General features: G+C 44.9%; 11 protein-coding genes. 8 read left to right on the top strand and 3 right to left on the bottom strand.

What is annotated here, in order from left to right:
- Positions 1–69: 69 nt before the first annotated feature.
- A complete protein-coding gene (locus FCV43_RS20720) occupies positions 70–1212 on the bottom strand; it encodes an RNA-guided endonuclease TnpB family protein (protein ID WP_136996097.1) in 1143 nt (380 codons plus the stop codon).
- An 81-nt stretch (positions 1213–1293) separates the two neighbouring features.
- Here FCV43_RS20720 and tnpA point away from each other — a divergent pair, with 81 nt between their 5' ends.
- Complete coding sequence (gene tnpA / locus FCV43_RS19445) at positions 1294–1698, top strand: IS200/IS605 family transposase (RefSeq protein WP_431188303.1); 405 nt, start codon at positions 1294–1296, stop codon at positions 1696–1698.
- Positions 1699–1830: 132 nt separating this feature from the next.
- On the opposite strand, the gene rpmE is transcribed toward tnpA, so the two are convergent.
- Positions 1831–2046 (bottom strand): 50S ribosomal protein L31, encoded by a 216-nt coding sequence (gene rpmE / locus FCV43_RS19440; protein ID WP_017052597.1) that lies wholly within the window; start codon positions 2044–2046, stop codon positions 1831–1833.
- 373 nt (positions 2047–2419) lie between these two features.
- Between rpmE and priA the strand changes: the two genes are divergently transcribed.
- From priA to rraA, 7 genes are all read left to right on the top strand, one after another.
- Positions 2420–4621, top strand: coding sequence for a primosomal protein N' (gene priA / locus FCV43_RS19435; protein WP_136996095.1), 2202 nt, complete (start codon positions 2420–2422; stop codon positions 4619–4621).
- Between the two features lie 234 nt (positions 4622–4855).
- A complete protein-coding gene (gene cytR, locus FCV43_RS19430; RefSeq protein WP_136996094.1) occupies positions 4856–5863 on the top strand; it encodes a DNA-binding transcriptional regulator CytR in 1008 nt (335 codons plus the stop codon).
- Positions 5864–6012: 149 nt separating this feature from the next.
- The gene (gene ftsN / locus FCV43_RS19425) at positions 6013–6543 is read left to right on the top strand and encodes a cell division protein FtsN (protein ID WP_136996093.1); all 531 of its coding nucleotides are present in this window, start codon (positions 6013–6015) and stop codon (positions 6541–6543) included.
- Between the two features lie 177 nt (positions 6544–6720).
- Complete coding sequence (hslV, locus tag FCV43_RS19420; protein ID WP_017052601.1) at positions 6721–7275, top strand: ATP-dependent protease subunit HslV; 555 nt, start codon at positions 6721–6723, stop codon at positions 7273–7275.
- A 49-nt stretch (positions 7276–7324) separates the two neighbouring features.
- The gene (gene hslU / locus FCV43_RS19415; protein ID WP_113797229.1) at positions 7325–8662 is read left to right on the top strand and encodes an HslU--HslV peptidase ATPase subunit; all 1338 of its coding nucleotides are present in this window, start codon (positions 7325–7327) and stop codon (positions 8660–8662) included.
- 141 nt (positions 8663–8803) lie between these two features.
- Positions 8804–9721 carry a 1,4-dihydroxy-2-naphthoate polyprenyltransferase gene (locus FCV43_RS19410; RefSeq protein WP_017052603.1) on the top strand — a complete coding sequence of 306 codons (918 nt, stop codon included), beginning with the start codon at positions 8804–8806 and terminating at the stop codon, positions 9719–9721.
- 77 nt (positions 9722–9798) lie between these two features.
- On the top strand, positions 9799–10341 hold the full coding sequence (rraA, locus tag FCV43_RS19405) for a ribonuclease E activity regulator RraA (protein ID WP_113797231.1): 543 nt from the start codon (positions 9799–9801) through the stop codon (positions 10339–10341).
- Positions 10342–10466: 125 nt separating this feature from the next.
- Here rraA and zapB read toward each other — a convergent pair whose 3' ends face one another.
- A complete protein-coding gene (gene zapB / locus FCV43_RS19400) occupies positions 10467–10709 on the bottom strand; it encodes a cell division protein ZapB (RefSeq protein WP_017052605.1) in 243 nt (80 codons plus the stop codon).
- Positions 10710–10872 lie beyond the last annotated feature (163 nt).

Raw genomic sequence — 10872 nt, 5'->3', positions numbered from 1 at the left:
GTGACTTCTCACCGCCCTGATCGGGCGATGCTTCTTATTTCGTTAGCCGTTGCTCGATAGTATCGAGACTTACGCAGCTTCCATAAGCAGAGACGATCGTCCAGCCGCCTTTAATTCTAAAATACCTTTATCACGGATATTAAGGGCGGCATTTAAGTCGCGGTCTATATCTGTAGTGCCGCAAGATGGACAATCCCACTTGCGAACTGATAAGGGCATTTCTTCCATTTTGTGACCGCAACAATGGCATGTTTTAGAGCTTGCATACCACTGGTCGAGCTTCACTAGGTGCTTACCTTGCTCTTTAAGTTTGTACTCCAACTTAACGACAAAGCTATGCCACGAGGCATCAGCTATGTGTTTTGCCAGTTTGCGGTTTTTCATCATGTTTGCTGATTTCAATGTCTCAACTATCACCCCTTGGTTTTCGTCAACGAGAGTTCGAGAGAGTTTGTGTTGAAAATCAGCGCGAGCATTCGCTACCTTTTCATGGCATTTAGCTACAAGCATTCGAGCTTTCGCACGATTGGCACTGCCTTTTGCTTTTCTGGATAGCTGACGCTGCTTACGTCTGAGATTCTTCTCAGCGCGTTTTACAAATCTTGGGTTGGCGGTCTTTCTTCCATTGGATTCAATAGCAAAGTGAGACAAGCCTAGATCGATACCTGTTACCTTTCTCACTGTGTGAAGTGGCGTAGGAGTCTCTACTTCATCATCAACAAGGATAGATGCATAGAACTTGCCTGTTTTGCTTAGGCTTACAGTGATGCTCTTAACCTTGCCTGTAATTTCTCGGTGAATGTTCGCCTTAACAGGCTTCATTTTCGGAAGCTTGATAGCACCATCAAGCACCTTTACACCTACACAGTGATAGCTAGATTGCTTGCCGTGTCTACGTTTGAATTGTGGGTACTTGGCTTTCAACTTCGGGTTAAAGAAGTTATCGAATGCTTGGTGTAGGTTGATTACCGATTGTTGCAAGGCGATTGAATCATATTGCTTCAACCAGTGGTATTTACGTGATTTTTTGGCAACAGCAAGCAATGGTTTTATGTCCTTTTTAGGGTTCAGAGTCATGCCATGCTTGCGGTACATATGAGACTTCAAATGCAAAGCTTTGTTATACGCAAAGCGCACAGCACCAAACTGAGCTATTAGAAACTCAGTTTGTTCTTGTGTTGGGTAAATGCGTACTTTGGTTGCTCTTAACATTTTCAGTGCTCACGTGTAGAATGCCCGTATTCTATTGCTCAAAGCGAGGCTTGTAAAGTGAGTGCGTTTGATAATGGTCAACTGAATGGTTATCTCAAGAAAAGGCATAGCGTTAGTAAATTGGTAGTGCATTTAGTGTTTACAACGAAATACAGGCGCAAGTTGTTTACTGGAATTATGATCGAACAATTAAGAGAGGCTTTTGAATCGGCTTGTGTAAAACTTGAATGTGAATTAATGGAGATGGATGGCGAACAAGATCATGTTCATTTGCTGATAGCGTACCCACCAAAGTTGTCAGTGAGCGTAATGGTTAACAACCTTAAATCCATTTCATCAAGAATGTTGCGATTGCAGAATACGCACCTTACAAGGCAAAGCAAAAGTGCTGCGTTATGGTCGCGCTCTTACTTTGCTTGTACGGCAGGAGGTGCAACAATCGAAACATTAAAGGCTTATGTAGAGAGTCAGGCTACACCAGATTAAGCCGCTTTGCGTCTTACGCCTTATATCCCCGCCCGATTGGGCGAGGGTTTACGGCGAAATTGCTAAAATGCAGATAATAAAAAAGGACGCCATGGCGTCCTTTTTTCATTCGGTGTAGCAAAAGTAATAGAATTACTTGCTAGAAAGAGCACCGAAACGCTTGTTGAAGCGATCAACACGGCCGCCTGTATCTACGATACGTTGCTTACCAGTGTAGAATGGGTGACATTTGTCACATACGTCTAGGTGGATTGAATCTTTACCTAGAGTAGAGTTGAATTCAAATGTGTTGCCACAAGAACAAGTTGCGCTTACAGCTTTGTATTCTGGGTGGATTCCAGTTTTCATGGGATAACCTCGTTAGGCCGTGTCGCCATCCGAATCTAAGCCGGACACCACACGTAGTTTAAAAAATTATTGCCACCGCTAAATTACTCAAAGGTAAAATAAGCCATGACGTTAAGGCGCAGTATAGTAATGAATCCCCTGCCTAGGATCAACCAATTTGATAGTTTTTTCACCGTTAAATGTTTTACGCGCCTTTATTACGGCTTATCTCTCCGATTAAAGACCATTCACTTCGGTTTTAACCTAAGCAGAACGCCAGCGTAGCGACTTTTATCGCCTTTTCATTAGTCGACTTAAGAATAAGATAGCTCGAATTTCCTAACTGATTAAATTAGACTGTGTTTTCTCATCATTGTGCCGAATTTATGACCCTATGCGCCCATCAATAGCTCGAATCGCTCTGCCTGTTCCCCTAGATAAGCAGTTCGATTATCTTATTCCTAGCCACCTATTTCCAATTATTGGTGGGCGAGTCTCTGTGCCTTTTGGTCGTCAAACATTAGTCGGGATCGTCACAGCACTGGTCAATGAATCCGATTTCCCTCGCGAGCAGCTAAAAAGCATTAAGCAAGTCTTAGATAACCAACCTGTTTTCTCTGAGTCGGTGTATACCCTATTAACCTGGTGCAGCAAATTTTACCAATATCCCCTAGGTGAAACCCTAACCAACGCGCTTCCTTCTGCGTTACGTAAAGGGAAAGCCGCTGATTTTGCCACCTTGGTGGAATGGCAACTGACCGCATCAGGGAAAAATCAGCTCATGCAAGGGTTTGGTCGTGCAGTCAAGCAAGCGAAAGTGATGCATATGCTCGAAAATGGCAATGTCCCTCACCAAGAGTTTATCGATCACGAAGTGGGCAGCACTGTACTGAAAACCCTGCAAGAGAAAGGGTGGATTGAATCATTAGAGAAAAAACCAAAGATCACGGCATGGAATCATCAGGTTGAAGCCGATTGCGATAAACCTAAGCTCAATGAAGAACAAGCGATTGCGATCGCCACCGTCAACAGCCAAACCGAATTCGGCTGCTATTTATTAGAAGGGGTAACGGGTTCGGGGAAGACCGAAGTCTATCTGAATATGATTAAGCCCATCCTCGAACAGGGAAAACAAGCGTTAGTGCTGGTTCCTGAGATTGGATTGACCCCACAAACCATTAACCGCTTTAAAAAACGGTTTAATGTGCCGGTTGAAGTGATCCATTCAGGGTTAAATGACACCGAACGTCTGAACGCTTGGCTTTCTGCTCGCGACAATATTTCGGGCATTGTCATTGGTACTCGATCAGCTCTGTTCACGCCTTTTGCGGATCTTGGCATTATTATCGTCGATGAAGAGCATGATGCCTCTTACAAACAACAAGACAGCCTACGCTACCACGCGCGTGACGTCGCCATCATGCGCGCGAACAAAGCGCAGATCCCAATCATTCTTGGCACCGCGACGCCAGCACTTGAAACGCTGCATAATGCGCTCAGTGGTAAATACCATCATCTAACCTTAAGCCAACGAGCAGGGGTTGCCCTTCCAACCACCAATAAAGTATTGGATGTGAAAGGGCTCTATTTAGAAAGTGGATTATCAGCACCACTGATTGCCGAAATGCGCCGCCACCTTAAAGCGGGCAACCAAGTGATGCTGTTTTTAAATCGACGCGGTTTCTCCCCTGCTTTGATGTGTCATGAGTGTGGCTGGATTGCAGAATGTAAACGCTGCGATGCGTACTACACCTTCCACCAGCACAGCAGTGAAGTTCGCTGTCATCACTGTGGCTCTCAGCAACCTGTCATCCATCAATGTCATGGATGCGGTTCCACTCAGCTCGTTACCGTTGGCGTCGGAACCGAGCAGCTTGAAACACAGTTAGAGCAACTTTTCCCAGAATACAAAACCATTCGAATTGATCGCGACAGCACCCGCCGTAAAGGCAGTTTAGAGTCCGCTCTAGAGTCAATTCGTAAAGGTGAATTCCAAATTCTCATCGGCACTCAAATGCTTGCCAAAGGGCACCATTTCCCCAATGTAACATTGGTGGGTTTGCTCGATATTGACGGCTCACTCTACAGCAGTGATTTTCGAGCGGCTGAACGTTTGGCTCAGCTGTTTATTCAAGTGGCAGGACGAGCGGGACGCGCCAGTAAACCCGGAGAAGTAATCTTACAAACTCATCACCCTGAACACGGGCTATTACAAGCATTGCTGCACAAAGATTATCGCCACTTTGCCATTAGCGCATTGGAAGAGCGAAAAATGGCGCAGTTGCCACCCTATTCCCATCTAACGCTTTTTAGGGCTGAAGCAAACAACCCGCAGCAGGTAGAAGAATTTCTTAGCCAAGTGCGACATACCCTTGAAGCTCATCCGCTATTTGATGATAGCTGCATGGTGCTTGGCCCGACGCCTGCGCCATTAGCGAAACGAGCAGGGAAATCACGCTGGCAATTACTGCTTCAAACTCAAAGCAGACCATTAATGCAAAAGCTGCTCTATAGCGCGAAGCCTGCGATTAATCTGTTACCCAGCGCAAAAAAAGTGCGTTGGTCGCTGGATATCGAGCCCCAAGATCTTAGTTGATGGTGCGAATGCCCCTAATGACAATGTAATCAGAAAATGTATTCACATTTATCGTGAGCGAAGTCACATAGACAATGTAATTTTTGTTAAACAGCCCGTAACTTTCTCTTTGGAATTGAATAAACTATCTCCTCAACAGAAAACGTTAAAAAATGTAACTGACGTATTTCATTCATTAAAACAATAATTAAATGCCGTATTGGCATGTAAGTAAGTGACTTAAGAGGATTTAGTATGGCGACAATGAAGGATGTTGCCCAGCTGGCTGGAGTATCAACCGCGACCGTATCACGTGCGTTAATGAATCCGGAAAAAGTATCATCCTCAACCCGTAAACGTGTTGAAGATGCTGTTTTAGAAGCTGGTTATTCACCGAACTCTTTGGCAAGAAATTTACGCCGAAATGAATCAAAAACGATTGTCGCCATTATTCCCGACATTTGCGATCCTTACTTTACTGAGATCATACGAGGCATAGAAGATACCGCCATGGAGTTTGACTACTTAGTCCTCCTTGGTGACAGTGGGCAACAGAAAAAGCGTGAATCTTCTCTTGTAAACCTCGTCTTCACCAAACAAGCCGATGGTATGCTATTGCTGGGTACCGACCTTCCTTTTGATGTCAGTAAACCTGAACAGAAAAACCTTCCTCCAATGGTCATGGCGTGTGAATTTGCACCAGAACTTGAGCTCCCTACCGTTCATATAGATAACTTAACCTCAGCATTCGATGCAGTGAACTACCTCACCCAACTTGGGCACAAGCGTATCGCTCAAATCACAGGGCCAGAATCGGCAACCTTATGTAAATTCCGTCAACAAGGTTATCAGCAAGCGCTGCGTCGAGCGGGGCTCATCATGAATCCAACCTTTACGGTACAAGGCGACTTTACGTTTGAAGCGGGGGCAAGGGCTGTGAGAAAGCTACTGTCTCTACCAGAAGCGCCAACTGCTATTTTTTGTCATAACGACACCATGGCTATTGGAGCGATTCAAGAAGCGAAAAAACTAGGCTTACGGGTTCCACAAGATCTCTCTTTTGTTGGCTTTGATGACATTCAATTCTCTGAATATTGCGATCCACCTCTGACGACCATCTCTCAGCCTCGATATGAAATTGGACGCCAAGCCGTATTGATGATGTTAGAACTTCTCAAAGGGAACGAAGTCAGTGCTGGTTCAAGGCTCCTTGAGACTGAATTGATCGTTCGCGGCAGTGCTGCGCCACCACGAATGAGTTAATTGCTTGTCGATTTTGAAAGCCTAAAATAATGAAAATGATTTGAAGCAGTGCATTTTAGTGCGCTGCTTCCGTTTTTATCTCTCCTACTGTTCTATCCACTCAATCTGGATTACCATGAGAGCAGAGAATTTAACTGTCGAATAATGCTGTGGCGAATAAAGATTATGTAAAGCGCGGTCGAGCCCCTAAAAAGCCGACCAAAAAACAAGCTCCACGCCGAAAGCCGTGGCGCATCGGAATCTTAGCCGTTCTTCTGCTAAGTGGGTTTAGTTATGGGCTGTATATTTTAAGTAACGATCCTGAGCCACCAGCGCCAGTGGTCAAAACCAAGCCGAAACCTAAGCCAACGAAATCCCTTCCTCCCCCTCCTGAAGAGAAGTGGGATTACGTCGATTCATTACCGAACCGCGAAGTGGAAGTGAAAGCCAAAGAACAAGTTGTCTCTGCCATTCCATACATCATGCAGTGCGGCGCTTATAAATCGATGTCTCAAGCAGAAAGCCGCAAACTCGATATCGCTTTTCAAGGGATCAACAGTAAAATTCGCAAGAAAGAGAACAGCAGTTGGTACCGTGTTGTTTTAGGGCCATACAAACTCAAACGAGATGCTGAGCGAGATCGTCATAAACTGCAGCGAGCAAAGATTGAGCCGTGCGCAATTTGGAAAGATACGCAATAACACATTAATTGACATAATTAGGGTAAGCCTCAACGCTTACCCTTTTTTGTCCCTTGAATTCCCTTCTCTTTATCCTCATATAGTTTTTATCGAAACCATATTTTCATTTATGTGAGTTCCCGCGGATACCACACGGAAGCTCAAGTAATAAGTAATCTAAATAATAGAGGCCAACTCGTGACTACTATTGTATCTGTACGCCGTAATAATAAAGTTGTCATCGCGGGTGATGGACAAGTATCTCTTGGCAACACCGTAATGAAAGGCAACGCACGTAAAGTTCGTCGTCTCTACAACAATCAAGTTCTGGCTGGATTTGCTGGAAGCACTGCTGATGCCTTCACTCTATTTGAACGCTTCGAAAGCAAACTTCAAATGCATCAAGGTCATTTAACCAAAGCGGCAGTTGAACTTGCAAAAGATTGGCGCAGCGATCGCGCGCTCAGAAAGTTAGAAGCACTGCTTGCTGTCGCTGACGAAACTGCATCATTGATCATCACCGGGAATGGCGATGTGGTTCAACCTGAAAATGACCTCATTGCCATTGGCTCTGGCGGTAATTTTGCTCAAGCATCCGCGATTGCTCTTTTAGAGAACACGGATTTAGATGCGCGTGAAATCGCTGAAAAATCACTAAAAATTGCTGGTGATATTTGCGTATTCACCAACCACCACCACACTATTGAAGAACTAGACATTGACGCTGACAACAGCGAAGACACCAAAAAATAGTGTTGTGTATCGCATCAACCATGCATTGAATAGATTTTAAGGAATAAACATGTCTGAGATGACTCCTCGTGAGATAGTTCACGAACTGAACCGCCACATCATTGGTCAAGATAACGCTAAACGTTCTGTCGCGATTGCGCTACGTAACCGCTGGCGTCGAATGCAGCTTGAAGAGAGCTTACGTGTAGAAGTGACACCAAAAAACATCCTAATGATTGGTCCTACCGGTGTGGGTAAAACAGAAATTGCTCGTCGTTTAGCTCGATTAGCTAATGCACCTTTCATCAAAGTAGAAGCCACTAAGTTCACCGAAGTGGGTTATGTCGGTAAAGAAGTAGAAACCATTATTCGCGATCTGACCGATGTAGCCGTGAAAATGACGCATCAACAAGCGATGGAAAAAGTAAAATACCGCGCTGAAGAGCAAGCAGAAGATCGCGTTTTAGATGCCCTACTGCCACCCGCTCGTGATGCTTGGGGTCAAAACGAGCAACCAGCAGAAGAGACCAGCTCTAATACTCGTCAAATCTTCCGCAAAAAGCTGCGTGAAGGCAAACTGGACGACAAAGAGATCGACATTGACGTTGCCGCGCCACAAATGGGCGTAGAGATCATGGCTCCTCCGGGCATGGAAGAGATGACCAACCAACTGCAAGGCATGTTCCAAAACCTTGCTGGCGACACCAAGAAAAAACGCAAGATGAAGATCAAAGATGCCTTCAAAGCGTTAACCGAAGAAGAAGCAGCAAAACTGGTTAACCCTGAAGAGCTAAAAGAGAATGCGATTTACAACGTTGAAAACAACGGCATCGTCTTCATCGATGAGATCGATAAAATCTGTAAACGTGGCGAAAGCTCAGGCCCAGATGTTTCCCGTGAAGGGGTTCAGCGTGATTTGCTTCCACTGATTGAAGGCAGCACCGTTTCAACCAAACACGGCATGGTTAAAACTGACCACATTCTGTTTGTTGCATCGGGTGCATTCCAAGTCGCGAAACCTTCTGATTTGATCCCTGAATTACAAGGTCGTCTACCAATTCGAGTTGAGCTTGAAGCACTTTCTAGCCATGATTTCGAGCGTATTCTAACAGAACCAAAAGCGTCACTGACTGAGCAGTACGTTGCGCTAATGAAAACCGAAGGTGTGGACATCGAATTCACCAAAGAAGGCATTCACCAAATCGCAGAAGCGGCATGGAAAGTGAACGAAACCACTGAAAACATTGGTGCACGTCGCTTGCATACCGTGATGGAACGCCTAATGGATGAGATCTCATTTGATGCAACAGAGAAATCAGGCAGCCAGTTAACCATCGATTCAGAATACGTTAGCTCACGATTAGGCGAGTTCGTTGATGATGAAGATTTAAGTCGCTTCATTCTGTAATTGAACCGATTTTCAACTCACTGAATATCCGTATTCAAAGCTTTATCTGAGATCTAATTCTAAGCCCACTTTCGAGTGGGCTTTTTATTCATCAAAAAAAGCGCGTATACTGACTTTATTGTATAAAACTATGAATACCGAATGAAACAGTCACTCCTGATCTGGCTTGATGCCGCAAGACCAAAAACACTCCCTCTCGCTTTAGTCTCGATTCTTACAGGAAGTAGTCTCGCTTTTTCAGCTGGTCATTTTTCTCTGCCTGTCGCTCTGTTGGCCTTTCTCACCGCCACATTGCTGCAAATATTGTCTAACCTTGCGAATGACTACGGGGATGCAGTAAAAGGCACAGACAACGATGAACGTCTTGGCCCAGTCAGAGCCATGCAATCTGGCGCGGTCACACCGAAAGTCATGAAACAAGCCATTGCGCTGAATATCGTGCTGACCATCATCTCAGGTTTGAGCTTAGTTTTTTATGCCCTCAGTAGTCTTGAAAGTATCTTGGCGTTTATCGGACTCGGCGTGCTCGCCATTATTGCCGCCATTGCGTATACCATGGGCAGCAAACCTTATGGCTACGTAGGGTTAGGTGATATTTCCGTTTTCATCTTCTTTGGTTTACTTGGCGTGTCGGGCACTTACTTCTTGCACACGGGTAATCTTGAGTTTGGATTGTTTCTCCCATCATTAGGCTGTGGTTTACTGGCTGTTGCCGTTCTGAACATCAATAACATGCGCGATATTGAAAACGATGAAGCGTGTGGGAAACGCACCGTTGCCGTGAGACTAGGCCAACAGAAAGCCAAGCAGTATCACTCTCTATTATTAGGGGGCGCACTGTTTGCTTTTACGCTTTATCTCACCTTACAAGGCAAACCCCTGTGGATCAGCCTGCCATTCCTACTAAGCTTAATCATGGTAATCAAGCACAGTAAAGCCGTTTGGGCCGCCGATAAACCCGCTCAAATCGCGCCGATGATGCCGGTTATCGTAAAATGCTCGCTCATTACCAATCTATTATTTGCAGGAGTCGTGATAGCTCAAACTCTAGTGAGTTAATTGAGCCTTGTCATTGCATTGGCTTCAGCGCCCGATATACTCAAATCAGATTGATAATTTAAAAGAGAAGGTACGCTATGGAATACAACACCTCTGCCCTGTGTGATGTCTACTTAGATCAAGTCGATGTCGTAGAGCCAATGTTCAGCAACTTTGGTGGTAGCGCCTCTTTTGCTGGTCAACTCACCACAGTAAAATGCTTCGAAGATAATGGGCTGATCCGCTCTGTCTTAGAAGAGAACGGCGAAGGTCGTATTTTACTGGTCGATGGTGGTGGCTCTTTACGTAAAGCGCTCATTGATGCCGACATTGCCACTCTTGCTGAAGAGAACGAATGGGAAGGCATTGTGGTCTACGGCTGCGTTCGTGAAGTGGATGAACTTGAAGACATGAGCATCGGCATCCAAGCACTTGCCTCTATCCCTGTCGGCGCGACTCAAAAAGACATTGGTGAAATTGATGTACCCGTGAACTTTGGCAGTGTGACCTTCTTACCTGAAGATTACCTCTACGCTGATAATACAGGCATCATCCTTTCCCAAGAGCCGTTAGATATTGAATTCGAATTAGCTGAAGAAGACGAGCTTGATGACGAAGATGAGCTTGAGTCTAACGACTAACCTCTCACGTGCGTTAGCGCATGACTGATAGATAACACAAATAAAAACGCCTGCTGAACATTCAGCAGGCGTTTTCGTATTCTTTAGTAACGTATTCGCCCTTTTACCAAGGCAAAGCTAATCGCTTATTCTACGTCATCCATTTTGCCTAGAAGATTGCGAATGCGATCTTGCCAAGCTGAATGTTCTTGTTCCATCTGTTGAGCTTTCTGCTCTAGCTCTTCACGGTTTGCTTTTAGCTCAGTCGCTTCAGTTGCTAGTTGCTGTTTCTCTTCTTTAAGCTCTTCAACTTCCATTTGCAGTAGTGCAATTGTGTCAACAGCAGTTTGGATTTTAGCTTCCAGTTGTTCTAGTACTTCAAAAGACATATGGGCCTTCCTATGATTTATTGGATTGGGCGAAGGTTACTTCACTAATATTGCTTCATTCTACTCAGCACAGCGCAGATAGACACTCCCTATATTCGATATTTTTTACCATTCGCTCAAAAAAACAACGCAAATTGACATAAGCGTGACTTCTCACCGCCCT

Origin of the sequence: Vibrio genomosp. F6 (assembly GCF_005146325.1) — a bacterium.
Taxonomy (GTDB): Bacteria; Pseudomonadota; Gammaproteobacteria; order Enterobacterales; family Vibrionaceae; genus Vibrio; species Vibrio cortegadensis.
The sequence above is the reverse complement of the archived record's forward strand: the minus strand, read 5'-3'. Positions and strand labels throughout refer to the sequence as shown.

Excerpts from the sequence above, each read along its gene's own strand:
- FCV43_RS19410 (WP_017052603.1), top strand. The coding sequence starts at position 8,804 with ATGAAACAGTCACTCCTGATCTGGCTTGATGCCGCAAGACCAAAAACA.
- zapB (WP_017052605.1), bottom strand. The coding sequence starts at position 10,709 with ATGTCTTTTGAAGTACTAGAACAACTGGAAGCTAAAATCCAAACTGCT.
- rpmE (WP_017052597.1), bottom strand. The coding sequence starts at position 2,046 with ATGAAAACTGGAATCCACCCAGAATACAAAGCTGTAAGCGCAACTTGT.
- FCV43_RS20720 (WP_136996097.1), bottom strand. The coding sequence starts at position 1,212 with ATGTTAAGAGCAACCAAAGTACGCATTTACCCAACACAAGAACAAACT.
- cytR (WP_136996094.1), top strand. The coding sequence starts at position 4,856 with ATGGCGACAATGAAGGATGTTGCCCAGCTGGCTGGAGTATCAACCGCG.
- rraA (WP_113797231.1), top strand. The coding sequence starts at position 9,799 with ATGGAATACAACACCTCTGCCCTGTGTGATGTCTACTTAGATCAAGTC.
- hslU (WP_113797229.1), top strand. The coding sequence starts at position 7,325 with ATGTCTGAGATGACTCCTCGTGAGATAGTTCACGAACTGAACCGCCAC.
- priA (WP_136996095.1), top strand. The coding sequence starts at position 2,420 with ATGCGCCCATCAATAGCTCGAATCGCTCTGCCTGTTCCCCTAGATAAG.